This window comes from endosymbiont of Ridgeia piscesae, from assembly GCF_001443665.1.
In the GTDB taxonomy this organism is placed as follows: Bacteria; Pseudomonadota; Gammaproteobacteria; order Chromatiales; family Chromatiaceae; genus Endoriftia; species Endoriftia persephonae.
On record NZ_KQ557122.1, the window covers coordinates 37338 to 61193 of the forward strand.

Sequence of the window (23856 nt, forward strand, 5' to 3'; positions counted from 1 at the left end):
GTGCGGCTTTTCCTCAGGATCTCGTCTGAGACCCTAATCGTAGGCCTACTGCGTCGCCTCCGTCTGGAGCGTGATCGCGATCTTCGCCCGCCCCTTCAGATCATGCAGCAGATGATTGAAGTCACTGCGCCCCTGCAGCCGTTTCAGGTTGTCGATCTCGCGCTGTTTCGCCGCCTCGTCGGCAACTTTGACGTTGCCGTCACTCACCGCACTAAGTGCATAGACCGCATAGTCGCCCTTGCCGAGCCTGGTGATACCTAATGTTGGCTTGCCATCCTTGGGACGCGGGGCACTGAAAATATCACTCAGCAAGCTGTAGGGAACACCACGTTCGCTGCGCTTGACCCCACTCAGCTGCTTGGTGGAGTAGTCCCCAGCAACTGCCTCTATCGATTCGCCCGCCTGCAGTTGGGCGAGACGCTTCTCGGCCTCAGCCTTTGCCTTCTCTGCCGCCTGCTGTTGGCGAATCGTTTCAATGATCTCCGCCTTGACCTCATCCATCGCCTTGAGACTGGCCTCCTGATGATCGACCACGCGTAACACCAACGAACGAGTCTGATCGAGCTCTATAACCTCACTGTTGTTGTGCTCCACCAGCACATCTTCTGAGAAGGCAGCAGCCATCACCTTGGGCGAACTCAGCACACCCGCACCGCCATCGCGAGTGAGCCAGTCACTCTGCTCGATCTTCAGTTCGAGCGTGCTGGCGGCCGGTTCCAGGCTGGATGGATCTTCATAACTCAGATCGGCCAGACGCTCCGCATACTCGAAATAGAGTCGCTCCGCCTCTGCCTTGCGGTAGGCCGACTCCACCTCCTGGCGTGCCTCTTCAAAGCTCTTCACATCACCCGACTTGATCTCAGACAGTCTGATCAGGTGAAAACCGAAGCTGCTGCGCACCGCCTCGCTCAGCTCGCCCTCCTTGAGCGCGAAAGTGGCCGACTCGAAAGCGGGATCCATGATGCCCTTGCCGAAGAAACCGAGATCACCGCCGGCAGCCGCCGAGCCCGGATCTTGCGATTCGCTCTTGGCCAGATCGGCAAATGCCTCACCAGCTTCAACCCGCTGGCGCAGGCTCGCAATCTTCTCTTTTGCCGCAGCCACGGTCGCCTCATCTGCATCCTGCGCCACCTGAACCAGGATATGGCTGGCACGACGCTGTTCGGGTCGGCCGTAGCTCTCGAGATGGGCTTCGTAGTAGCCGCGCAACGCCTCTTCCTGCACGTCCAGGGTCGGCGCTATCGCCTCAGCGCTCAGCAGCAAGTATTCGATCTTGACCTGCTCAGGTGCGAGAAACTCGTTCTGGTGGGATTGATAGTAGCTCTCCACCGAGTCGGCAGGGATCTCTTCATCTGAGAGGAAATCAGCGACCGGCAGCGTGAAGTAGGCAGCATCGCGGGTCTGGTTGCGCAGACGTATCAGCTCTTCGATCTCGCGTTGGGTAGCAAACACGCTATTCTGCACCGCCTGGGAGAGTTGCTCAGAGAGCAGGGCCTGGCGCACGCGCTGTTCAAAGCCCGCCTCACTAGTACCTTGCAGGCGAACCCCACGCTCATAGAGCGCCTTGTCAAAGTGCCCGTCGACCTGGAACGCTTCGATACCGAGGATAGCCGATCTAATCAGCTGGTCGCCGACTCGCAGCCCCATGTCGTGGGAGACCTGACGCAGCAAACTGCCCCGGATCATCTCCTGCAGGACTTCGGCACGCATCCGTGTGTTATCAAACATCTCCGGCTTGTAGGCGGCGCCGAGGCGCTCGCGCAGCTGCTGCCTGAAGGTGTTGAAGCGTTGGTCGAGATCACGCTCAGTGATCTCTTCATCATTCACACTAGCAACCACAGGCTCAGCGCCTGCACCGAGGTACTCCTGGATGCCCCAAAGCGCAAAAGGAATACTGATGAGAATGACGATCGCCCAGGCGATCCAGCCTTGCGCTTTATCCCTGATTGCTTGCAACATAATGAATCAGATCTGGTCCGAATGTTGGATACAAAAACGGGGTATCAAGACGATACCCCGTTTCACGATGTTGGCGGAGCGGACGGGACTCGAACCCGCGACCCCCGGCGTGACAGGCCGGTATTCTAACCAACTGAACTACCGCTCCGAATTTGGTGGGTGCTGCAGGGATCGAACCTGCGACCCTCGCCTTGTAAGGGCGATGCTCTCCCAGCTGAGCTAAGCACCCCAAGAGGCGCGCTAGTTTACGGCATCCTTAAGGGCTTTGCCAGCCTTAAATGAAGGGGTCTTGGAGGCGGCAATCTGGATGGTTTCGCCGGTCTGAGGGTTGCGTCCCTGACGTGCCGCACGCTCCTTGACCGAAAAGGTCCCAAAGCCAACCAGCGAGACCTGATCTCCGCTCTTCAGTGTCTCAGTGATGGCTTCCACCATACCCTCCAGTGCACGCCCGGCCGCAGCTTTGGATATATCCGCCGCGTCCGCTATTGACTCAATCAGTTCGGTCTTGTTCATTAATCGCTTTCCCCCATACTGGCTTCCGGCTTAATTATTTACCGGATCCAAATTATCTGTGTGACGCCCCATTTGTTGGGCCGCGAATCGCCGGGAATTTATACCCACTGCCGGAAATCGTGTCAAGCAACGGATTCCTCTAAACCGAGCGCCCTCCGGCACTTCAAACAACACTTAATGGGTCGTCACATCAGAGGTTTTTTGCCCCAACGGCTCTTCACTCTCGGTAGATTTCTTTACGCTTTCCGCCTCGCCATTCAACCGGCTGGGCATCTCCACAAGCGCAATCTCCAGCACCTCATCGATCCACCTTACCGGCTTGATCACGAGATTCTGTTTGATATTCTTCGGTATCTCCACCAGATCCCGTTCATTCTCTTCCGGGATCACCACCGTTACGATACCACCACGATGCGCGGCAAGCAGCTTCTCTTTGAGTCCACCGATCGGCAGCACCTCGCCCCGCAAGGTGATCTCACCAGTCATCGCAACATCTGCCCGTACCGGGATACCAGTCAGCGCTGAGACCAGTGAGGTGCACATGCTGATGCCGGCACTCGGACCATCCTTCGGCGTAGCGCCTTCCGGCACATGGATGTGGATATCATATTTCTGGTAGAAGCTGCTCTCCAGACCCAGGGATTTCGCCCGGCTGCGCACCACCGTCATCGCTGCCTGGATAGACTCCTGCATTACCTCACCGAGCTGGCCAGTATGGCTCAGCCGCCCCTTGCCCGGCATCAGCGCCGCCTCGATGCGCAGCAGTTCGCCACCCACCTCTGTCCAGGCCAGACCGATCACCTGTCCGACCTCGTCGTGATCATCTGCTCGTCCGTAGCGAAAACGCTTCACGCTCAAGTAGGACTCCAACCGCTTGGGGGTGACTGTGATCTTACTTGCAGGCTTCTTTAGCAGGATCTCCTTGACCACCTTGCGACAGACCTTGGCGACCTCGCGCTCCAGGTTACGTACCCCCGCCTCGCGGGTGTAATAGCGCACGATATCGCGAACCGCCGCCTCACGAAATACCATCTCATCCGGCTTGAGTCCGTTGTTCTCCATCTGCTTCGGCACCAGATAGCGCTCCGCGATGTTGACTTTCTCGTCTTCAGTGTAGCCGGAGAGACGGATCACCTCCATGCGATCCAGCAACGCCGGTGGGATATTCAGAGTATTGGCGGTGGCCACAAACATCACTTCGGAGAGATCGAAATCGACCTCGAGGTAGTGATCGTTGAAAGTATGATTCTGCTCTGGATCGAGCACCTCCAGCAACGCGGAGGCGGGATCGCCGCGAAAATCCATCGCCATCTTGTCGATCTCATCGAGCAAAAACAACGGATTGCGCGTCCCCACCTTGCTGAGATTGTTGATGATCTTGCCGGGAAGCGCGCCGATATAGGTGCGTCGGTGACCTCGGATCTCCGCCTCATCACGCACCCCACCCAAAGCCATACGGGTGAACTTGCGGTTGGTGGCGCGGGCGATGGACTGCCCGAGTGAGGTCTTGCCGACACCCGGCGGCCCAACCAGACAGAGGATCGGGCCCTTCAACTTACGCACCCGCTGCTGCACCGCCAGATATTCAAGGATGCGCTCTTTGACCTTATCCAGTCCGTAGTGATCCTCTTCCAACACGCTTTCTGCGCGTCCAATGTCGTTACGGATCTTAGAACGTTTTTTCCAGGGCAGCCCAACCAAGGTGTCGATGTAGTTGCGCACCACGGTGGCCTCAGCCGACATCGGTGACATCAGCTTGAGCTTGTTCAGCTCCGCCTGGGCCTTCTCCCTGGCCTCCTTGGTCATTCCAACCTCATCGATCTTCTTGCTGAGTTCCTCGACCTCGTTGGGCGCCTCATCCAGATCCCCCAGTTCCTTCTGGATCGCCTTCATCTGCTCGTTCAGATAGTACTCGCGCTGGTTCTTCTCCATCTGCCGCTTGACCCGGCCTCGGATACGCTTTTCCATCTGCAAGATGTCGTTTTCGCCCTCCATCAAACCCATCAGATGCTCAAGGCGCTCACGCACATCGGGCATCTCAAGCACATGCTGCTTCTCTTCCAACTTGAGCGACATGTGGGCGGCAATGGTATCGGCAAGGCGGCTCGGCTCATCAATGCTTGAGAGCGAGGTCAGCACCTCGGGCGGTACCTTTTTGTTGAGCTTCACATACTGATCAAATAGGGAGGTGGCAGAACGCATCAGCACCTCTATCTCCCGCTCTTCCAGCGAAAGCTCATCACCGAGGCTCTCAATCTGCGCGGTAAAATAGTCGTCAGTTGAGACAAACTCAACGACCCTGGTGCGTTCACCCCCCTCCACCAGCACCTTTACCGTGCCATCCGGCAATTTCAGCAGTTGCAGGATATTTGCGAGTGTTCCAATGCCATACATATCCCCTACTTCGGGATCATCCACATCAGCGCTCTTCTGCGCTGCCAGCAGGATCTGCTTGTTGCTCTGCATGGCGGCATCAAGCGCGCGGATCGATTTATCTCGTCCGACAAAAAGGGGGATCACCATGTGTGGGTAGACCACCACATCCCGCAGCGGCAACACAGGAACGATATTCATTGAGTGTTCAGTCATTCCAGAACTCTTCTCTTCTTGGGCCATTAAGGCATGCCCCCAATAGACAGACGGATTCCACCCAGCCACCACTGTGATGGGGCCATGGCGTCTGTGATGGATAGATCAACGGCAGACCAGCAACGGCAAGCTACTGCCAGCGTTTGCCATACAACGTACGAATAGAATTGGGGTGTCCGGGGAAAATTCAAGCATAAAAACCCTCCGGCGAGCTCAAATCACCCACCGGAGAACTTTTAAGATCAGTCAGAAGCGGCAATCTGCTGCTGTTCCCCTCCGCCGTAGATCATCAGCGGCTCCGTCTCCCCAGCGATGACCGATTCATCCAGCACCACCTTGGAGACATTATCCATAGAGGGCAGGTCATACATGGTGTCGAGCAGCACCTGTTCCAGGATGGTGCGCAGGCCGCGCGCACCCGTCTTGCGCTCCATCGCCTTGCCTGCGATGGCGCGCAGAGCGTCCGCGCGGATCTCAAGTTCGCACCCTTCCATTTCGAACAGCCGCCCATACTGTTTGGTAAGCGCATTCTTTGGCTCGGTGAGGATCTTTACCAGCGAATCCTCATCCAGTTCCTGGAGGGTCGCGACCACCGGCAGACGACCGACAAACTCAGGAATCAGCCCATATTTAATCAAATCTTCCGGCTCCACATCAACGATGATCTCGCCCACCGAACGCGCTTCGTCCTTGCTGTGGACCTCAGCGGAGAACCCAATACCTCCCTTCTCCGAACGATCTTTGATCACCTTCTCTAAGCCCGAAAAGGCACCGCCGACGATGAACAGGATATTGGAAGTGTCAACCTGCAGGAACTCCTGCTGCGGATGCTTGCGCCCGCCCTGGGGCGGCACCGAGGCGACTGTACCCTCGATCAGCTTCAGCAGCGCCTGCTGCACACCCTCGCCGGAGACGTCCCGGGTGATGGAAGGATTGTCAGACTTGCGGGAGATCTTATCGATCTCATCAATGTAGACAATGCCGGTCTGCGCCTTCTCTACATCATAATCGCACTTCTGCAACAGCTTCTGGATGATATTCTCAACATCCTCGCCCACATAGCCTGCTTCTGTCAGGGTGGTCGCGTCCGCGATGGTGAAGGGTACATCGAGGAGGCGCGCCAGCGTCTCCGCCAGCAGAGTTTTGCCTGATCCGGTGGGGCCGATCAGCAGGATATTCGATTTGGCAAGTTCGATATCGCTCTCTTTGCCGAGGCTCTCCAGACGCTTGTAATGATTGTAGACCGCCACCGAGAGCACCTTTTTTGCGCGCTGCTGGCCGATGACGTATTGATCAAGGGTTTTATTGATCTCGTGAGGACGGGGCAGGCTATCTGAGGATTTCTCGCCAGACTCATGCATCTCTTCACGAATGATGTCGTTGCAAAGTTCGACACACTCGTCGCAGATGAAAACTGATGGACCAGCGATCAGCTTCCGCACTTCATGCTGGCTTTTGCCGCAAAATGAACAGTAAAGCAGTTTACCGTCGTCGTTCTTACCGTTCTTGTCGCCGCTCATCTATACAATCTCCTGCGAGAGTTTACTGGTCCGCATCCCGTTCTCCCGAGCATGCCTAATCATATCGAACCCAAACCTGATGGCAAGGTAGCACGCCACAAACTGACTCATCCAGACAAATTCGGAGTAACTGAGGAAGCCACACCCTCTATTCGCCCGCTGCCAGGCTGCGCTGCGCCAACACCTGATCGATCAGGCCGTAGGCAACAGCATCTTCACCACCCAAAAAATTATCACGTTCCGTATCCGCTGCAATCTGCTTCAGCGACTGCCCGGTATGGTGAGCCAAGATCTCGTTAAGTCTCTCGCGCAGCAACAGAATCTCTTTTGCGTGGATCTCGATGTCCGACGCCTGCCCCTGAACACCACCCAACGGCTGATGGATCATCATGCGTGAGTTGGGCAGGCAATAACGCTTGCCAGGCGCCCCACCCGTCAACAGCAACGCACCCATACTGGCAGCCTGGCCGATGCACATAGTACTGACGTCCGGGCGGATAAACTGCATGGTGTCGTAGATTGACATGCCTGCTGTAACCGAGCCGCCCGGTGAATTGATATAGAGGTGAACATCCTTGTCCGGATTCTCGGATTCAAGAAACAGCAGCTGCGCCACCACCAGGTTGGCCATGTTATCTTCCACCGGACCCACCAGGAAGATCACCCTCTCCTTCAGCAAGCGCGAATAGATATCGAAGGATCGCTCGCCTCGCGCCGTCTGTTCAATGACGATCGGCACCAAACCCAGATTCTGTGTATCCACTCCACCCATGTTTTGTATATCGGTCATCTCTTCGAAATCCTTAGGGCCGACAGGCCCATTACCCTATGCTCTGCAGGGGATGGTGGTGCCATCCCAAAGACCAGGCTTCAGCACAATCCTCCCGCCCCAAAACCTGGCCTGTTGCCAGCTCGGCGGATCAGCTTTCCGCGGTCAGCTCCGCAAAATTTGTCGGCTCATCGACAACATCAGCCTGCTCCATGACCCAGTCGACCACCTGATCTTCCAGCACCACATTCTGTACTGCGGCAAGCTGCTCCTGATTCGCGTAGTAGTGCTTGATCACTTCCTCAGGCTGCTCATAGCTGGCGGCGAACTCCTCGATGGTCTGACGAACCCGCTCGTCATCCAGTTTAATCGAGTTCTTCTTGATCACTTCCGCGATCAGCAGTCCTAGCCCGACCCGGCGCTTGGCCTGAGACTCAAACATGTCGCGTGGCAGCTCCATGGAGGAGGAACCGGCAGGCAGGCGACTGCGAGTCTGATTACGCAGCGCGTCGATCTCCTCGTCCACCAGCGCCGTCGGCACGTGCAGCTCATTGCATTCGATCAGCAGGTCCATCGCCTGCTCTTTGAGACGCGCCTTGATTCGCTGCTTCAGCTCGTTCTCCATATTCTCGCGGATATCGCTCTTCAGCTTCTCCACACCCTCGTCGGAACCGAACTCTTTGGCGAACGCATCATCGAGCTCAGGCAGTATCGCCTCAGCCACTTCGATCACGTCCACCTCAAAGGTTACAGGCTTACCCGCCAGCTTTTCCACCCGGTAGTCTTCAGGGAATTTGAGTTCCAGGGTGCGGCTCTCACCGGCCAGGGCGCCGATCAAGCCGGATTCAAAACCGTCGATCATGCTGTTGGAACCCAGCACCAGCGGCACATCATTGGCGCTGCCACCATCGAAGGCCTCACCATCCATGATGCCCTTAAAGTTGATTTTGACCTGATCCTGCTCTGCCGCGGCGCGCTCCACCGGATTCCAGCTGATGCGCTGCCCACGCAGCTTCTCGATCATATCCTCTACGTCCTGGTCGACCACCTGGGCCACCGGGCGGGTAACCTTGCCCTCGATCTTTGCCAGCTCGATCTCCGGCATCACCTCCAGTGTCGCGGTATAGGCGAAGACACTCTCATCATCGCTCTGTTTGGGCTCAATCTTCGGCGGACCAACAGGGTTGAGGTTCTGCTGCTGCAGCGCATCCTGATAACTCGACTCCACCAGCGAGCCGTAGACCTCCTGCAGCACCTGAGAACCATACTGACGGCGCAGCATCCGCATCGGCACCTTGCCAGGACGAAAACCATCCATGCGGGCAGTGCGACCGATCTCTTCCAGGCGTCTGCTTACCTCTTCCTCGACCCGCTCAGCAGGCAACTCCACAGAGAGGATCCGCTCCAGACCTTCCCCAGATTCCAGCGATACTTGCATCAATCTCGTCTCCTGGCAGCGCAGGCCACCTCACAATTTTAAAGTCTCTAAGTTGAATTCAGATCGAACCCCGTAACCGGGATTATGATAAATTTGGTGCGAAAGGGGAGACTCGAACTCCCACGGGTTGCCCCACTGGAACCTAAATCCAGCGCGTCTACCAATTCCGCCACTTTCGCATATTCGCACTTCCGGCGTAGAATCGCGCATTATATCCACATATTGACAGCGCTTCCACGCCGGAAGTCACACCAGGATCGTCAGCTGGGCTCGATCCGGTCGACCCTCTGGAAACCACGCGGCAATTTGTTGCCACGACGTCCCCGCTCACCCTGATAGCTATCAAGATCGGATGGCTTCAGGGTGATATGGCGCTTGCCCGCATAAGCAGTAAGCGCGCCCCCTGCCGGCACCACCGCCAGGGCAATTACAAACTCCTCGCGCGACGCCACTCGCTTCGGCGGGATACTGATAATCTTGTTGCCCTTACCGCGATTCAGCTCGGGCAACTCCACCAGCGGGAAGACCAGCATACGACCCTCATTGGTGATCGCCACCACCCGCTCACCATCCGGATCATGCACCGGTAGCGGCGGCAGCACCTTCGCCCCCTTCGGCAGAGTCAACAGCACCTTGCCTGCCTTGTTCTTCGATTGCATCGCCTCGAGCTGTACACGGAAGCCGTAGCCCGCATCCGAGGCGAGCAGATACCACTGTTTGGCATCACCGCCGAGCACCGCACAGAAGCTGGTCCCCACCGGCGGCGCAAGGCGACCGGTCAGCGGCTCACCCTGACTGCGCGCCGACGGCAGGGTATGTGCCGGCAGCGCGTAACTGCGCCCGCTGGAGTCGAGAAACACCGCCGCCTGGTTGCTGCGCAGCTGCGCCGCAGCGAGATAGTGATCACCCGCCTTGTAGCTGAGCCCGGCGGGATCGATCTCATGCCCCTTGGCGGCGCGCACCCAACCCTTCTCCGAGAGTACCACCGTAATCGGCTCGCTGGGGCTCAGATCGGTCTCGGAGAGTGCCTCCGCCGCCGCGCGCTCGACGATAGGAGAGCGGCGTTCGTCACCAAACCGTTCCGCATCGGCCTCGATCTCCTTACGGATCAGGGTGCGCAGACGTTGCTTGGAGCCGAGGGTCTTCTGCAGCCAGTCGCGCTCCTGCTCCAGCTCATCCTGCTCGCCACGGATTTTGAACTCCTCCAACTTCGCCAGATGGCGCAGCCGCAGGTTGAGGATCGCCTCGGCCTGCCGCTCGGAGAGAGCAAAGCGGCGCATCAGCTCCGCCTTAGGGTCATCCTCATTGCGAATGATGGCGATCACCTCGTCGATATTGAGGTAGGCGATCATCAGACCTTCGAGGAGATGCAGCCGATCCAGCACCTGATCAAGCCGATATTGCAGCCGCCTGGTCACCGTCGCGGTGCGAAACGCCAGCCACTCCCGCAGCAGGCTCAGCAAATCCTTCACCTCAGGGCGACCATTGGTGCCGATCAGGTTGATATTGACGCGGTAGCTGCGCTCCAGGTCGGTACTGGCGAACAGATGCGACATCAGCCGTTCTACATCGATCCGATTGGAGCGCGGCACGATCACCAGCCGAGTCGGGCTCTCATGATCCGACTCATCACGCAGATCCTCCACCATCGGCAGTTTCTTCGCCTGCATCTGCGCCGCGATCTGCTCCAGCACCCGCGCCCCGGAGACCTGGTGCGGCAGCGTAGTGACGATGATCTCGCCCTGTTCGCGCTCATAGCGGGCGCGCATGCGGATCGAGCCCTTGCCGCTGACATAGATCTTGCGGATCTCCGCCGGCGGGGTGATGATCTCCGCCTCGGTGGGGTAGTCCGGCCCTTTGATGTGGTCGAGCAGATCATCGAGGCTCGCCTTGGGCGACTCCAGCAGATGCACGCAGGCGGCGGCCACCTCGCGTAGATTGTGCGGCGGGATGTCGGTAGCCATGCCCACCGCGATACCGGTGGAACCGTTGAGCAACACATTGGGCAGGCGTGCCGGCAGCAGCGACGGCTCCTGCAGAGTGCCGTCGAAGTTCGGCTGCCACTCCACCGTGCCCTGGCCCAGCTCAGAGAGCAGCACCTGTGAATAGGGAGTGAGGCGCGACTCAGTGTAACGCATCGCGGCGAAGGATTTTGGATCGTCCGGCGAGCCCCAGTTGCCCTGCCCATCCACCAGCGGATAGCGGTAGGAGAAGGGCTGCGCCATCAGCACCATCGCCTCGTAGCAGGCAGAGTCACCGTGGGGATGGAACTTGCCGAGCACATCACCCACGGTGCGCGCCGACTTCTTGAACTTGGCCGCCGCGCTCAGTCCCAGCTCCGACATGGCGTAGACGATGCGTCGCTGCACCGGCTTGAGACCGTCGCCGATGTGCGGCAGGGCACGGTCGAGGATGACGTACATGGAGTAGTCGAGATAGGCCTTCTCAGTGAAACGGCTGAGCGGCAGGCGCTCCACCCCTTCCAGGCTCTGATCGATGGTATCGCTCATCTGGGCAGCTTTTCTTCCAGTCATAAAGGGCCAAAGGGCCCGAAACAGCCGGAGATAATACGGAATGCCCCAGAATTAGGGAATACGCAGGGGAATCAACTCAGCCGCAAGCGCAGCCAGAGCAGAAGCAGGGTCGGCAGCAGAAACAGTCCCAGACCGAGCAGAATCGACAGCCGAAGCACTGCCAACTCACCGCTCAAGCCACCCACACCCCCAAGCAGAAACAGCAGAGCGCCGAGCCCCAGGGCGTGATTGATCCAGCGCTCGTGCCGATAGCCGTTGCCCGGCGCCAGGCGATAGAGCTGTCGCAGACCATCCAGCAGCAGATACCAGGCGGCTGACAGGGTGATCAGATAGGGCAGCAGCCCGACCAGTTCCCAGGCGTTGAGTAACCAGAACAGCTGTGCCGTCAGCAGCAGCAGGCCGATCACGGAGAAGCGCAGCTGTGCCACCGCCCGACTTCTCAGCCAGCGTGGATAATGCTGCAGCAAAAGGCCAAACAGAAAAAAGGGCAACACCCCATAGAGCAGGTTGAAGGCCTGCGGCGCCAGCTCCAGGCTCAGCCCGGCCCAAACCGCAAGAGAAAACCCCAGCACCCCCTCCAGACTCAGCAGCGACAAGGGAGACCAGCAGACCCGATCCCACCAGGTCGGATCCCGATGCGCTTGCTGGTTGAAGGATGTTAGCGGGGTGATACACATGACGGCAGACCAAAGATTTTGATCAGAAGATCAGAACAGGTGCGCGCATCATCGACAATGACAATCCGCAAGCCCTACTGGCACTGCTTGCCGACCGAGCGATCCGGGCCCTTGCCTTCTGTAGAGTCTCCCAGCGCCCACTTCAACAGCGGCGGGGTGGCCAGGGTCGTCACCATCACCATCACCATCATCAAGACCGCCGAAAACATCGCCTTGTCGATCACATTCAGACTGATGCCGATGGAGGCAAACACCAGCCCCACCTCACCCCGTGGCATCATGCCAATGCCCACCGCCAAACGCCTGCGATCAGCCCCCATCACACCCAGACCTGCCACCAGTTTGCCGAGCACCGCCACCAGGGTCAGTCCTGCCGAGAGCAGCAGCACCTGCGGATCGAGAAAGCTCTCCAGCTTCACCTGTATGCCCATCAGGACAAAGAAGATCGGCACCAGAATCGCCTCCAACGGCGCGAACAGCTCCTTGATCGAGTATTTGTGCTTACGGTAGTCGCCCCAGGCCTGGAAGTGACTGTCGAGCATCAACAGGCCAGCGGCGAATGCACCAACGATGGTCGCCAGACCCACCAGATTGGCCAGCCAGGCGAGCGTCATGACAAACACAAACGGGATGAAGAGCTTCGCCTCCACCACTTCCATGTGCCGCAGCAGGCGGATCAGGGTGCGGATAATATGCGGCCCGAGCAGCAGCACACTGGCGATAAACAGGCTCGCCAACAGGATGATACGCAGGACCTCATCCAACTCGACACTGCCGGTGACCACGATGCCGGAGACGATCGCCAGCATCACCAGACCGAGCACGTCGTCCATCACCGCCGCACCGACAACCACCTGGGCCACCCCGGAGCGACTCTGGCCGAGATCCTGCAATACCCGGGCAGTGATACCGATGCTGGTGGCACCCAGCGTCGCGCCGAGAAACATATGCTGAGTGTGGGGGGCATCCGGCGTCAGCCACCAGGTGACTAGAAAGCCGAGCGCAAAGGGAGCCAGTACGCCAATCAGCGCCACCCGCAGAGAGTCCCCACCGACCCGCTGCAGCTGCGCCACGCAGGTATCCAGACCGACATGGAACAACAGAAAGATCACGCCGTAGCGGGAGAAGACATCCACCGCCTGGGCCACCGACAGATACTCGCGCCCATGCGGGCCGCTCACCACCTGCAGGAAGCCAGCGGCATACTCAGGCCCGACCAGCTGCTGCACCGCCTGCTCCAGCGACAACCCCGACATCACCAGACCCGACAACTCGGTGCAGCCAACCCCTTCGCGCAACACGCTCATCAGCTCGAAGCCGGCGAAGTGCAGCAGATTGCCCAGCACCACCCCCATCACCAGCTCACCCAGCACCGAGGGCTGCTTCAACTGGCGTGCCGTGTAGCGTCCGATCAGTGCCGCGATCAGGATCAGGGTGACGCCAAAGATCACTGGCGCCACCGGGTCACCATGCGAGAGACCTGTAGCGATATTCGGCTCAGCGACCATCACACCCCTCATTCACGCCGCAGCGGAAAAGGTCTGCGGCAGAGGAACCATCGTTACTGGCAGTTTACTACAAGGTCAGGCCGACCACTTTAATGGAAACAAAGAGGTGCACAGTGTGGAGAGATAGAGAACGGCGGAACCCTGTCGCCAGGGGGAGGGTTACTCCCGCTCTTCGATCCAGGCCGCCTGGATCGCCTCGAGGATCCTTTCGCCGGAGTGCTCCGGGTCATCGTCGAAGTCATCGAGCGCCATCACCCAGTTGCGCAGGTCGACAAAGTTGACCTGTGTCGGGTCCACCTCAGGGTAGGCCTCGTCCAGCTCGATGGCGATATCCTGGATATCGATCCACTTCAGTCCCATGACATGCTCCTCGCTCAGTGGCTCTCTGAGACCATGTTGATGGTGTATTTGGGGATCTCGATCACCAGATCTTCCTCCCCCACCTGCGCCTGACAGCTGAGGCGCGACTCCGGCTCCAGCCCCCAGGCCTTGTCGAGCAGATCATCCTCCTCCTCGCTCGACTCCTCCAGGGAGTCGAAACCCTCACGCACGATGACGTGGCAGGTGGTGCAGGCACAAGACTTCTCGCAGGCGTGTTCGATCTCGATGCCGCCGGCCAAGGCTGCATCGCAGATGGTGGTGCCCGGCTCCGCCTCGATCACGGCGCCCTCGGGGCAGATCTCTTCGTGGGGCAGGAAGATCAACTGGGTCATTACGGCTTCTCCTGCTGAAACTCACTCAAATTCATTAACACTGTGGCCAGCCATCGCCTGCTGGATACTCTGATTCATGCGCCGCTCGACGTAGAAGCCACAGGCCCTCTCCAGCGCAGAGATCGCCTGCTTAATCTCGGCCAGGCTATCGGCGCGGGAGAGGTCACGCAGCTGCTGCAGGGCGGCATCGATGGTGGCGCGCTCGTCACTATCGAGCAACCGCTCGCCATCTGCGGCTAGCGCTGCTTCCAGCGCCTCAATCACCCGATCCGCTTCCACCTGCTGCTCACGCAGAGCACGCGCCTGTTTGTCATCATCGGCATGGTCGATAGAGGCGCGCAGCATGCTTTCGATCTCGTTATCGGTCAGCCCGTAGGAGGGTTTGACCTCGATCTGTGCCTGCACCCCGCTGCTCTGCTCCACCGCCATCACGCTGAGCAGGCCATCCGCATCCACCGAGAAGGTGACGCGGATGCGCGCCGCGCCAGCCACCATCGGTGGGATACCGCGTAGCTCGAATCGCGCCAAGGAGCGGCAATCGCTGACCAGCTCCCGCTCACCCTGCAGTACGTGGATCGCCATCGCCGTCTGGCCATCCTTGAAGGTGGTGAACTCCTGGGCGCGGGCCACCGGGATGGTGGTGTTGCGGTTGATCAGCTTCTCCACCAGCCCACCCATAGTCTCGATGCCGAGCGAGAGCGGGATCACGTCGAGCAGCAGCATCTCGTCATCGGGCTTGTTGCCGGCCAGGATGTCGGCCTGGATCGCCGCCCCCACCGCCACCACTCGATCCGGGTCGATATCGACCAGCGGCTCACCACCAAACAGTTCGCCAACCCGCTCGCGCACCCGCGGTACCCGAGTAGAACCGCCCACCATCACCACCTCTTTGACCTGCTCCGGTTCGACGCCCGCATCGCGCAGCGCCCGGCGACAGGCCATCAGGGTCTTTTTGATCAGCGGTTCGACCAGCGCGTTGAACTGTTCGCGCTCAAGCCGGCCCTGCCAATGTGTACCATCCGCCAGTTCAAGCTCGATCTCAGTCGCATCCGCTTCGCTCAGGGCCTCTTTGGCGGCACAGGCGTCGCGCATCAGACGACGTATCTGGCGGTGGTCCGCGCTGTCCTGAATGCCCGCCTGCTGCATCATCCACTCCGCCACTACACGGTCGAAGTCGTCACCGCCAAGGGCCGAATCACCACCGGTGGCCAGCACCTCGAAGACCCCCTTGTGCAGCCGCAGAATGGAGATGTCGAAGGTGCCACCACCCAAGTCGTAGATCGCGTGCAACCCTTCGGCCCCCTTGTCGAGTCCGTAGGCAACGGCCGCGGCGGTGGGTTCGTTGAGCAGCCGGAAGACATTCAGACCGGCCAGTCTGGCGGCATCTTTGGTGGCTTGACGCTGCGCTTCGTCGAAGTAGGCGGGGACGGTAATCACCACCCCGGTAAGATCACCGCCGAGGGTTGACTCGGCGCGCTGCGCCAGCACTTTAAGCACCTCGGCGGAAACCTCAACCGGCGATACATCACCAGCCACCGTGCGGATCCGCGGCACCGCCGTCTCAGTGCCAACAAATTGGTAGGGAAGCTGGCTGCCGAGGGTCTTGATCTCCTCCACGCCACGGCCGATCAGACGCTTTGCCGAAGCGATGGTGTTGAATGGATCCTGCGCCGCCTGCGCCTTCGCTGCATGGCCGACGCTGATCCCCTCATCGCTGTAGCGCACCACGGAAGGCAGCAGGTGGCGCCCCTCGGAATCGGCCAGGGTCTCTGCCCTGCCGCTGCGCACGCTGGCGACCAGCGAGTTAGTGGTGCCCAGGTCGATACCGGCGGCCAGCCGGTGCTGATGGGGTGCCTGGGCCTGGCCCGGTTCGGCGATCTGCAATAGTGCCATGATTCAGTTTCAGTCCAATGATGTTCAGAGTGCGTCTTCGATCTCAGCTTCCGCGGCCTCGACCTCGGCCCGCAAGCGCTGCAAAAACCGCATCTTGCGCAGGATCTCCCGACTCGCTTCCAGCTGTTCAGGGGTGGCGCTCTCGAACTGCACCGCCATCTGCCCGACCAGGGTATTGATCTTTTTGTTGATGCGCCCGCGCAGATCGAACACCGCGTCGTAAGGATCTGCTTGGCTGCGTGCCTGCTCCAGTTCTTCACGCAGCTCCATCTGTTCCATCAGAAAGGCCGCGTCCATGGTGGTCTCTTTCTCCATATCCATCTCGATGCCATGCATCGAGAGTAGATAGGCACCACGGGCAATCGGATCTTTGATGGTCTGGAAGGCCTCGTTGATGAGTGCCGCGCCCTGCACCGAGAGCCGCCGTTCCTGATCAGTTGCGTTGGCAAAGCGGTCCGGATGCATCACCCTTTGCAGGTCGCGATAGCGTTCCGCCAGCGAATCAACATCAACGATGAAGCCCACCGGCAGCCCGAACAGTTCAAAATAGTTTTTCGAAAGATCCAGCATATCGAAAAAAGCCGGCTGCCCTAGGCAGCCGGACTCTTAGGCTCCTGTTCCAACTGGAGTGACCTCAAACGGTGAAGCTTTCGCCGCAGCCGCACTCACCTTTGGCGTTGGGGTTGTTGAATTTGAAGCCCTCGTTAAGGCCCTCTTTGGCGAAGTCGACCTCGGTGCCGTCCAGATAAACCAGACTCTTCGGGTCGATCACCACCTTGACGCCTGCGTCCTCGAACACCACATCATCGTCGTTGAGTTCATCAACAAATTCCATCTCGTAAGCCATACCGGAACAGCCGGAGGTGCGCACTGACAGACGGATGCCAATGCCTTTGCCACGGTTGCTGAGGAATGCCTCGACCCGCTTGGCAGCGGCTTCTGTGATAGTGATTGCCATCTTGCTACTCCGCAGGGTTATCGATCACAGGGACCTTAACCCGCATTCTTGTCGGTATAATCTTTGATCGCAGCCTTGATCGCATCTTCAGCCAGGACCGAGCAGTGCACCTTGACCGGCGGCAGCGCCAGCTCTTCGGCGATCTCGGAGTTTTTGATCTGCTGCGCCTCATCCAGGGTCTTGCCCTTTACCCACTCGGTGAGCAGGCTGCTAGAGGCGATGGCGGAACCGCAGCCGTAGGTCTTGAAGCGGGCATCCTCGATCACCCCAGCGTCGTTGACCTTTATCTGCAGACGCATCACATCACCACAGGCCGGCGCACCCACCATGCCGGTGCCGACGCTCTTCTCTTCGTTGTCGAAAGCACCCACATTGCGCGGATTCTCGTAGTGGTCGAGTACCTTATCACTGTATGCCATAACCTTAACCTCTATCGAAAAATCAGTGTGCCGCCCATTGGATCGATTTCAGATCGATACCATCTTTGAACATCTCCCACAGGGGGGAGAGTTCACGCAGGCGGCTCACCTGGCTGCGAATCTTCTCCACCGCGTAGTCCACCTCTTCCAGCGTGGAGAAGCGACCGAATGTAAACCGGATCGAGCTGTGCGCCAGCTCATCCTCACGCCCTAGCGCGCGCAGTACGTAGCTCGGCTCCAGGCTGGCCGAGGTGCAGGCGGAACCGGAGGAGACAGCCAGATCCTTCAGTGCCATGATCAACGATTCACCCTCGACGAAGGCGAAACTGACATTCAGATTGCCAGCGACGCGCTGCTCCAGATCGCCATTCAGGTAGACCTCATCCATATCCTTGATACCGTCCCACAGGCGTTGGCGCAGGGCCTGGATACGCTCATTCTCGGCCACCATCTCCTCGCCAGCGATACGGAACGCCTCGCCCATACCAGCGATCTGGTGGGTTGCCAGGGTACCGGAGCGCATACCGCGCTCGTGGCCACCGCCGTGCATCTGCGCCTCCAGCCGCACCCGCGGCTTGCGACGCACGTAGAGCGCGCCTATACCCTTGGGTCCGTAGATCTTGTGCGCGGAGAAGGACATCAGGTCGACCTTCATCTTCTGCAGGTCGATCGGCACCTTGCCGGCGCTCTGGGCAGCATCGACATGGAGCAGGATCTTGCGGGGTCGGGTCAGTTCACCGATCGCCTCGATATCCTGGATCACGCCGATCTCGTTATTGACGTGCATGATCGAGACCAGGATGGTGTCGTCGCGCAACGCCGCCTCGAGCTTGCCCAGATCGATCAGGCCGTTCGGCTCGGGATCCATATAGGTGATCTCGAAGCCCTCGCGCTCTAGCTGACGGCAGGTGTCGAGTACCGCCTTGTGTTCGGTCTTGCAGGTGATGATGTGCTTGCCCTTCTTCTGATAGAAGTGGGCCACACCCTTGATCGCCAGATTATCGGACTCGGTAGCGCCGGAGGTCCAGACGATCTCTTTCGGATCGGCATTGACCAGTTCCGCCACCTGTTTGCGCGCCCGGCTCACGGCTTCGTCCGCAGTCCAGCCAAAGGAGTGGGAGCGTGACGCCGGGTTGCCAAAATCACCATCAGGAGTCAGGAAACTACACATCAGCTCAGCAACCCGGGGGTCGACCGGGGTGGTAGCTGAATAGTCCATATAGATCGGTAACTTCATTTCTCAATCGACTCCGAAATAGGGAAAGGGATAAAGGGCGGGTGCTCAGGCACTCGCTGGATTGCTGGCTTCTGTGAGGGAGCTGATAGCAATCGATGGCCCCTCTTCTTCCTGCTCCTGCCGTTCTGACACCTCTTTCACCGCCTTGCGGTCCATCAGGTCCTGCAGGCTGATGCGGTTGAGGTAGTGGTAGATCTGCTCGCTCAGGTCGGCCCACAGGTCGTGGGTCAAGCAGCGATCATTATTCTGACAGTTGTGGGCGCCGTGGCAACGAGTGGTGTCCATGCTTTCATCGACCGCGGTAATCACCTCGCCGATGAAGATCTCAGCCGCCTCGCGCCCCAGGCTATAGCCGCCACCTGGCCCCCGCACACTCGTCACCAGCTCCTTTTTGCGCAGACGAGAGAAGAGTTGCTCCAGGTAGGAGAGCGATATCCCCTGTCGCTGGGCAATATCCGCTAGGGTGATCGGCCCCCGACCGTAGTGGAGTGCCAGGTCGAGCATTGCCGTTACGGCATAACGACCTTTTGTGGTAAGCTTCACGCGCTTCGCTCCAAACAATATGTTTGGTCGCTAATATACATTCCCAAGTATTTTAGTCAAGTATTTTGCGCCCCTGTCATTCTGCGGTTTTATTCTTCGCCGGGGTCTCGCCACTCGCCTCATCCAGCTTCAGCAATTCTTCCGCAGTGGAGACGATCTCGCAGGAGTCCAGCGGCGGCATCACACCATCCTCCTCAGACAGGCCCATCTTCTTCAGCGCCTCGCACATCGACTGCATCTTACTGTCCATCACGTGCATGTGATCGAGCATGCAGTTGATCGCATGGGCGACCGGATCGGGGGCATCCTTGGTTGCGCCATAGGCATCGAAACCAATCTTCTTGGCAATCGCCTCGCGATGACCATCGGCCGCTTTCTTCGGCGTGATCAACCGCCCCGGCACACCCACCGCGGTAGCGCCGGGCGGCACATCTTTCACCACCACCGCATTGGAACCGATACGCGCGCCCTGGCCGATCAGGATCGGCCCAAGCACCTTGGCGCCCGCACCCACCACCACATTGTTAGCCAGGGTCGGGTGGCGTTTGCCCTTCTCCCAGCTGGTACCGCCCAATGTGACACCGTGATAGAGGGTGCAATCATCACCGATGATCGCGGTCTCACCGATCACCACCCCCATGCCGTGGTCGATAAAAAAGCGCCGGCCGATCACCGCACCCGGATGGATCTCGATACCGGTTAGCCAGCGGGCGATGTTGGCGTTGACCCGCGCCAGCCACTTCAGGCCCGCATTCCAGAGCCAATGGGAGAGGCGGTGAAACATCACCGCATGCACCCCCGGATAGGTGGTGAGTATCTCAAAGGTGGTGCGCGCCGCCGGATCGCGCTCGAACACGCACTGAATATCTTCCCGCCAACCGAAGCTCATCAGCCCCTCCAAAACCTTGCCTATACTCACAGACCCGCCCACTGGACCAGTGCCACTAGCATAGCGATATCCGGGTGGGAGATTATCCACAATACCATGTAAAATACTAGGAAATAGAGCAGGAGGGACTGTTCCGGCGAACGCCTGAGCCGAAAGCGATCTAATCGAGAGCCACCGCTGCAGACTGGCCAGCCTGGCCCAGCCCCGACGAAAAGTGCAGACGACCCTCTGTATCGACGAGCACTGCCTCGATGCCTGGCAGCCGCTCCACCAGCGCCATAGCGGCCTGCCGCCCCAGCACAAACAGCGCGGTGGAGAGCGCATCGGTGGTGATCGCCTCCGCTCCCAGCACCGAAACGCTGCGCAACCCCTTGACCGATCGGCCCGAGCGCGGGTTGAGAATATGGTGATAGCGCTCCCCATCCTGGATGAAGAAGCGCTCATAATTACCGGAGGTGGAGAGTGCCGTATTGCTCAACGGCAGCAGCGCCCTGATACCCGCCTTATCATCGGGGTCACGTACCCCCACCCGCCAAGGGCGGCCACGTCGGTCGCCGAGAAAACGGCTGTCACCGCCAGCGCTGAGCAGCGCATGTTCGATGCCGTGCTGCTGCAGGATGGCGATGCCCCGGTCTACCGCATAGCCCTTGGCGATACCGCCCAGGTCAATGCGCACCCCCGGTCGAGCAAATGCCAGGCGGGGAGGATCTGGAGTCAGCACCAGATATCGATAGTCGATCATCGGCAGCAGCTGTTCGAGTTGCTGCTCGCTGGGCCTGATGCCGCGTCGATAATCGTATCTATGCCCCACACTGGCGAAGGTGATATCGAAGGCCCCGTCACTTAGCTCCGAGATCTGCTGCGCCCGCGCCAGCACCCCATACAGCTCATCGCTGATAACCACCGCGCCCTGGGCCGCCTGCCGGTTGACCCGTGACAGCTCACTGTCGGGACAAAACGGACTCATCGCCCGATCGATCCGACGCAGCTCCTCCAACACCGCCTCGATCGCCACCTCGCCCGCCCCCACCGACTCGCTCCAGAGCTGGATCACGACCCGGGTCCCCATGATATCGGCGCTGCGTTGCAGCCACTGCGCCTGTGCACCAAGGCTGAACAGCGACAGCAGAAGCAGCCAGACGACAGCCCTCGTCATGAGGGGAGAAAGTCGATCGGATAGAAGACCACCGTGGTCGCCACATCCTTCACGCCGAAGTCGAACATGCGAATCCGTGCCAGCAGCTTGCGCTCCAGGCTCGGATTATTCAGCTCCGATGAGAGCAGCCGGCAGTCGGTCACCCTGCCCGAGGGGGCGATGGTGATCTCCAACAGCAGCTTGCCGCGCAGGGTTGGATCTTTGCGCAAGGCTCGATTGTAGATGGCATAGACCGCCCCCTTATTGCGATCAAATACCAGCTGCACCTCTTCGCTGCTGCGCTGGCCCTCAAGGCTGTTACTGATCGGCCGACTGGCGCGACTGCCACCGCCACCATTGCCCTGCACTGCCGAACGCAGCTGGGTCGTTTTGCGGCCACTCAAACCCTGGCCACCGGTATCGCGGCTCAAGCGACTGGTGTCGATGCCGGCACTGCCCCTAGCGGCGTCCGCGGTCACCAGAGAACGCGCCACCTTTTTCGCCTGATTGCCCGCCTTGGAGAGACTGCGAGTCGCTGTGGTGCTACTCACCGCCGGCGCGCTACGCAGATCCGCCAGCTCATCGGCGAAGGCGAGCAGGCCCGACTGCTGCGCCTTGCGCCGCGCGGCGGCCGGATCGCTCTGCACCCGCCGTTTCGCCACCCTGGCCGGTGGCGCCTTCGGCCGCTTTTTTGCCACCCGTTTAGGTTTCGGTTTGGACCTTGGCTTAGGTTTCACCACCGGCTTGGGTTTGGCCTCTGGGATCTCAATCTCCGGTGGTTTATGCTTCACCAGTTCGACCGGCCGCCGCTCCAGGGTCAATTTCGCCAGTCGCGGCGGCTGAACCCGTTTGATCCGTTCAGGCTGTGACAGCTCCACCACCGAGACCACCCACCCCAGCAGCAGCGCCGCACTCAACAGGCCCAACTGCAACCAGCGAAACTGTCTGTCCTCCCAGTGCAGGGTGTTCCAGGGCAGTTCCAAACGATGCACCATCACACTCATAGCGCCACCTCCGACTCACCCGCCTCGGGGCGACGCAGCACCGCCAGCGAGATGTTGCCGAAGCGGCTCTCGGCGCAGGTCAACATCACCCGCTTCAGCAGCCGATAAGGGGTCTGCTTGTCGGCCATGATAGTGATATCACCGCTTGCCGCACCCTCCGCTGTTGTTGCTGTCTGCCGCTCAGCCGCCCGCGCTGCCAGCGCCTGCGCCAGCGGCGCGATCAGCTCCGAATCGTCCTCCATCAACTCAGCAAGCTGCGCCACAGGGTGCCCCTGCAGCAGGATCTCCTGGCGATTCAGCATCACCACCAACGACTCCTCGGCACGTTGCTCAGCACTCGACTCCGGCAGCTGCAGCGCCTTGGCATTGGGCAGAATCTGCACCTCGGAGGAGTTGACCAGCAGGAAAAACACCAGGATGGTGAAGATATCCATCAGCGACACCAGGTTGATGGCACCACGGCCACGGTTACGCCGATGGTGGCGCTGCATGCGTTTGGCCCGGCGTGACAGCTTCATGATCTCTCCCCCTGCCCGGCCGGTTCGGGCAGCGGCGGCGCATCCCCCAGGGATATATCGGGGAACAGCTCCGCCTGCACCAGCGAACCGGCCTGCACTAGCTCGGCGACCCGCACCCGATCCATCACCTGCACCAGGGTATCGTAGGCGACCTGCGGCTCCGCCAGCAGATAGGCTGTGCGCTTGTCGGGATAACGCGCCTTGAGCGCCTGCAGCAACTGCGACAGCCGCTGCAGCTCGCCCTTGGCCGCCTCACCACCCGCCGCGGCCGGCGGCAGATAGAGATCGAGCACAGCCATCCGCGAAAAGGAGGCAGTGATCAACAGAAACGGCACCAGGATCACCATCAGATTCATGAACGCGGTGATGTTCAGCTCCGCCTCTTCGTGGAGCCGTCGCGAGCGGCGTCTCATCGCGCACTCCCAGCCCGCTCGGTGACGATATTAAGGAACTTCACCGAGGCCATCTCCAGGCTGTCGACGATCTGCGTGGTGCGGCTCTGCAGCAGGGTGTAGACCAGCAGCAGCGGGATCGCCGCCATCAGGCCAAACGCGGTGGTATTCATTGCCACCGAGATACTGGCGGAGAGCAGATCGGCCTTCTCCGCCGGGTCGGCTGCCGAGACCGCAGTAAAGGCATTGATCAGGCCGATGATGGTGCCCAGCAGCCCCAGCAGGGTGGCGATATTGGCCAGGGCACTGAGATAGTGAGTGCGCTTTTCGAAGCGTGGTATCTCCTCCATCAGGCCCTCCTCCATCGCCATCTCCAGATCGCTGCGGCGGCGCGCGCTGCGCACCCGGTCCAGACCGTAGACCATGATGCGCCCCAAGGCGGTGCTGGAATCCGCAGCCGACTCCAGCGCCTGTTTGAAATCGCCCTGATTCAGCTGTGGCAACATCCGGGTCCAGAAGCGGTTGTTGCGCAGCCGGGCGTTGACCAGATAGAGATAACGCTCGATGGCGATCGCCAGCCCGGCGGCGAAGATTAGCAGGATCGGGTACATAAACAGCCCCCCTCCTGGAAAAAACGGATGATTGTGT

23 protein-coding genes and 3 tRNA genes are annotated in these 23856 nt (G+C 59.7%); all 26 read right to left on the bottom strand.

What is annotated here, in order from left to right; translation table 11 throughout:
- Positions 1–45 precede the first annotated feature (45 nt).
- The 26 genes from Ga0074115_RS05500 to Ga0074115_RS05625 all read right to left on the bottom strand — a co-directional run bounded on the left by Ga0074115_RS05500 (position 46) and on the right by Ga0074115_RS05625 (position 23819).
- Positions 46–1959 (bottom strand): SurA N-terminal domain-containing protein, encoded by a 1914-nt coding sequence (locus tag Ga0074115_RS05500; protein ID WP_057954955.1) that lies wholly within the window; start codon positions 1957–1959, stop codon positions 46–48.
- Positions 1960–2030: 71 nt separating this feature from the next.
- A tRNA-Asp gene (locus Ga0074115_RS05505) sits at positions 2031–2107 on the bottom strand.
- Positions 2108–2112: 5 nt separating this feature from the next.
- Positions 2113–2188 (bottom strand) — tRNA-Val (locus tag Ga0074115_RS05510).
- 11 nt (positions 2189–2199) lie between these two features.
- Positions 2200–2472, bottom strand: a complete 273-nt coding sequence (locus tag Ga0074115_RS05515) for an HU family DNA-binding protein (protein ID WP_057954956.1) — start codon at positions 2470–2472, stop codon at positions 2200–2202.
- 174 nt (positions 2473–2646) lie between these two features.
- Positions 2647–5088, bottom strand: a complete 2442-nt coding sequence (gene lon / locus Ga0074115_RS05520; RefSeq protein WP_057954957.1) for an endopeptidase La — start codon at positions 5086–5088, stop codon at positions 2647–2649.
- Between the two features lie 215 nt (positions 5089–5303).
- Entirely contained in the window at positions 5304–6581 is a 1278-nt protein-coding gene (gene clpX, locus Ga0074115_RS05525; RefSeq protein WP_005963020.1) for an ATP-dependent Clp protease ATP-binding subunit ClpX, read from the bottom strand.
- A 148-nt stretch (positions 6582–6729) separates the two neighbouring features.
- Entirely contained in the window at positions 6730–7371 is a 642-nt protein-coding gene (gene clpP / locus Ga0074115_RS05530) for an ATP-dependent Clp endopeptidase proteolytic subunit ClpP (RefSeq protein ID WP_005963017.1), read from the bottom strand.
- A 130-nt stretch (positions 7372–7501) separates the two neighbouring features.
- The gene (gene tig / locus Ga0074115_RS05535) at positions 7502–8788 is read right to left on the bottom strand and encodes a trigger factor (RefSeq protein ID WP_057954958.1); all 1287 of its coding nucleotides are present in this window, start codon (positions 8786–8788) and stop codon (positions 7502–7504) included.
- 94 nt (positions 8789–8882) lie between these two features.
- A tRNA-Leu gene (locus Ga0074115_RS05540) sits at positions 8883–8967 on the bottom strand.
- 81 nt (positions 8968–9048) lie between these two features.
- Complete coding sequence (gene parC, locus Ga0074115_RS05545; protein ID WP_057954959.1) at positions 9049–11298, bottom strand: DNA topoisomerase IV subunit A; 2250 nt, start codon at positions 11296–11298, stop codon at positions 9049–9051.
- A 95-nt stretch (positions 11299–11393) separates the two neighbouring features.
- Positions 11394–11999 carry a molecular chaperone gene (locus Ga0074115_RS05550; protein ID WP_232432919.1) on the bottom strand — a complete coding sequence of 202 codons (606 nt, stop codon included), beginning with the start codon at positions 11997–11999 and terminating at the stop codon, positions 11394–11396.
- A gap of 74 nt (positions 12000–12073) precedes the next feature.
- On the bottom strand, positions 12074–13507 hold the full coding sequence (locus Ga0074115_RS05555) for a cation:proton antiporter (protein WP_232432920.1): 1434 nt from the start codon (positions 13505–13507) through the stop codon (positions 12074–12076).
- Positions 13508–13666: 159 nt separating this feature from the next.
- Complete coding sequence (iscX, locus tag Ga0074115_RS05560; protein ID WP_057954962.1) at positions 13667–13867, bottom strand: Fe-S cluster assembly protein IscX; 201 nt, start codon at positions 13865–13867, stop codon at positions 13667–13669.
- Positions 13868–13881: 14 nt separating this feature from the next.
- Entirely contained in the window at positions 13882–14220 is a 339-nt protein-coding gene (fdx, locus tag Ga0074115_RS05565) for an ISC system 2Fe-2S type ferredoxin (protein WP_057954963.1), read from the bottom strand.
- A 21-nt stretch (positions 14221–14241) separates the two neighbouring features.
- Positions 14242–16113, bottom strand: a complete 1872-nt coding sequence (gene hscA, locus Ga0074115_RS05570; RefSeq protein ID WP_057954964.1) for a Fe-S protein assembly chaperone HscA — start codon at positions 16111–16113, stop codon at positions 14242–14244.
- Positions 16114–16137: 24 nt separating this feature from the next.
- Entirely contained in the window at positions 16138–16683 is a 546-nt protein-coding gene (gene hscB / locus Ga0074115_RS05575; RefSeq protein ID WP_057954965.1) for a Fe-S protein assembly co-chaperone HscB, read from the bottom strand.
- A 64-nt stretch (positions 16684–16747) separates the two neighbouring features.
- Positions 16748–17071 (bottom strand): iron-sulfur cluster assembly protein IscA, encoded by a 324-nt coding sequence (iscA, locus tag Ga0074115_RS05580; RefSeq protein ID WP_057954966.1) that lies wholly within the window; start codon positions 17069–17071, stop codon positions 16748–16750.
- Between the two features lie 35 nt (positions 17072–17106).
- Positions 17107–17490: a Fe-S cluster assembly scaffold IscU gene (gene iscU, locus Ga0074115_RS05585; protein ID WP_005962988.1), complete on the bottom strand. Its 384-nt coding sequence runs from the start codon at positions 17488–17490 to the stop codon at positions 17107–17109.
- A gap of 22 nt (positions 17491–17512) precedes the next feature.
- Positions 17513–18727 (bottom strand): IscS subfamily cysteine desulfurase, encoded by a 1215-nt coding sequence (locus Ga0074115_RS05590; protein ID WP_057954967.1) that lies wholly within the window; start codon positions 18725–18727, stop codon positions 17513–17515.
- A gap of 45 nt (positions 18728–18772) precedes the next feature.
- On the bottom strand, positions 18773–19270 hold the full coding sequence (gene iscR, locus Ga0074115_RS05595) for a Fe-S cluster assembly transcriptional regulator IscR (protein ID WP_006475192.1): 498 nt from the start codon (positions 19268–19270) through the stop codon (positions 18773–18775).
- A 76-nt stretch (positions 19271–19346) separates the two neighbouring features.
- Positions 19347–20159, bottom strand: coding sequence for a serine O-acetyltransferase (cysE, locus tag Ga0074115_RS05600; protein WP_057954968.1), 813 nt, complete (start codon positions 20157–20159; stop codon positions 19347–19349).
- A gap of 160 nt (positions 20160–20319) precedes the next feature.
- Positions 20320–21315 carry an FAD:protein FMN transferase gene (locus tag Ga0074115_RS05605; RefSeq protein ID WP_057954969.1) on the bottom strand — a complete coding sequence of 332 codons (996 nt, stop codon included), beginning with the start codon at positions 21313–21315 and terminating at the stop codon, positions 20320–20322.
- The gene (locus tag Ga0074115_RS05610) at positions 21312–22298 is read right to left on the bottom strand and encodes an AgmX/PglI C-terminal domain-containing protein (RefSeq protein WP_057954970.1); all 987 of its coding nucleotides are present in this window, start codon (positions 22296–22298) and stop codon (positions 21312–21314) included. The genes Ga0074115_RS05605 and Ga0074115_RS05610 overlap by 4 nt, the downstream gene beginning before the upstream one ends.
- On the bottom strand, positions 22295–22816 hold the full coding sequence (locus tag Ga0074115_RS05615) for an ExbD/TolR family protein (protein WP_057954971.1): 522 nt from the start codon (positions 22814–22816) through the stop codon (positions 22295–22297). The genes Ga0074115_RS05610 and Ga0074115_RS05615 overlap by 4 nt, the downstream gene beginning before the upstream one ends.
- Positions 22813–23229 carry an ExbD/TolR family protein gene (locus tag Ga0074115_RS05620; RefSeq protein WP_057954972.1) on the bottom strand — a complete coding sequence of 139 codons (417 nt, stop codon included), beginning with the start codon at positions 23227–23229 and terminating at the stop codon, positions 22813–22815. The genes Ga0074115_RS05615 and Ga0074115_RS05620 overlap by 4 nt, the downstream gene beginning before the upstream one ends.
- Positions 23226–23819 (bottom strand): MotA/TolQ/ExbB proton channel family protein, encoded by a 594-nt coding sequence (locus Ga0074115_RS05625; RefSeq protein ID WP_057954973.1) that lies wholly within the window; start codon positions 23817–23819, stop codon positions 23226–23228. The genes Ga0074115_RS05620 and Ga0074115_RS05625 overlap by 4 nt, the downstream gene beginning before the upstream one ends.
- Between the last annotated feature and the right edge of the window lie 37 nt (positions 23820–23856).

Excerpts from the sequence above, each read along its gene's own strand:
- fdx (WP_057954963.1), bottom strand. The coding sequence starts at position 14,220 with ATGACCCAGTTGATCTTCCTGCCCCACGAAGAGATCTGCCCCGAGGGC.
- Ga0074115_RS05610 (WP_057954970.1), bottom strand. The coding sequence starts at position 22,298 with ATGAGTGTGATGGTGCATCGTTTGGAACTGCCCTGGAACACCCTGCAC.
- Ga0074115_RS05620 (WP_057954972.1), bottom strand. The coding sequence starts at position 23,229 with ATGAGACGCCGCTCGCGACGGCTCCACGAAGAGGCGGAGCTGAACATC.
- hscB (WP_057954965.1), bottom strand. The coding sequence starts at position 16,683 with ATGCTGGATCTTTCGAAAAACTATTTTGAACTGTTCGGGCTGCCGGTG.
- tig (WP_057954958.1), bottom strand. The coding sequence starts at position 8,788 with ATGCAAGTATCGCTGGAATCTGGGGAAGGTCTGGAGCGGATCCTCTCT.
- Ga0074115_RS05515 (WP_057954956.1), bottom strand. The coding sequence starts at position 2,472 with ATGAACAAGACCGAACTGATTGAGTCAATAGCGGACGCGGCGGATATA.
- Ga0074115_RS05500 (WP_057954955.1), bottom strand. The coding sequence starts at position 1,959 with ATGTTGCAAGCAATCAGGGATAAAGCGCAAGGCTGGATCGCCTGGGCG.
- clpX (WP_005963020.1), bottom strand. The coding sequence starts at position 6,581 with ATGAGCGGCGACAAGAACGGTAAGAACGACGACGGTAAACTGCTTTAC.
- iscU (WP_005962988.1), bottom strand. The coding sequence starts at position 17,490 with ATGGCATACAGTGATAAGGTACTCGACCACTACGAGAATCCGCGCAAT.
- Ga0074115_RS05625 (WP_057954973.1), bottom strand. The coding sequence starts at position 23,819 with ATGTACCCGATCCTGCTAATCTTCGCCGCCGGGCTGGCGATCGCCATC.
- Ga0074115_RS05555 (WP_232432920.1), bottom strand. The coding sequence starts at position 13,507 with ATGGTCGCTGAGCCGAATATCGCTACAGGTCTCTCGCATGGTGACCCG.
- Ga0074115_RS05605 (WP_057954969.1), bottom strand. The coding sequence starts at position 21,315 with ATGACGAGGGCTGTCGTCTGGCTGCTTCTGCTGTCGCTGTTCAGCCTT.
- clpP (WP_005963017.1), bottom strand. The coding sequence starts at position 7,371 with ATGACCGATATACAAAACATGGGTGGAGTGGATACACAGAATCTGGGT.
- parC (WP_057954959.1), bottom strand. The coding sequence starts at position 11,298 with ATGAGCGATACCATCGATCAGAGCCTGGAAGGGGTGGAGCGCCTGCCG.
- iscX (WP_057954962.1), bottom strand. The coding sequence starts at position 13,867 with ATGGGACTGAAGTGGATCGATATCCAGGATATCGCCATCGAGCTGGAC.
- lon (WP_057954957.1), bottom strand. The coding sequence starts at position 5,088 with ATGGCCCAAGAAGAGAAGAGTTCTGGAATGACTGAACACTCAATGAAT.
- Ga0074115_RS05615 (WP_057954971.1), bottom strand. The coding sequence starts at position 22,816 with ATGAAGCTGTCACGCCGGGCCAAACGCATGCAGCGCCACCATCGGCGT.
- iscA (WP_057954966.1), bottom strand. The coding sequence starts at position 17,071 with ATGGCAATCACTATCACAGAAGCCGCTGCCAAGCGGGTCGAGGCATTC.
- Ga0074115_RS05590 (WP_057954967.1), bottom strand. The coding sequence starts at position 18,727 with ATGAAGTTACCGATCTATATGGACTATTCAGCTACCACCCCGGTCGAC.
- cysE (WP_057954968.1), bottom strand. The coding sequence starts at position 20,159 with ATGAGCTTCGGTTGGCGGGAAGATATTCAGTGCGTGTTCGAGCGCGAT.
- hscA (WP_057954964.1), bottom strand. The coding sequence starts at position 16,113 with ATGGCACTATTGCAGATCGCCGAACCGGGCCAGGCCCAGGCACCCCAT.
- Ga0074115_RS05550 (WP_232432919.1), bottom strand. The coding sequence starts at position 11,999 with ATGTGTATCACCCCGCTAACATCCTTCAACCAGCAAGCGCATCGGGAT.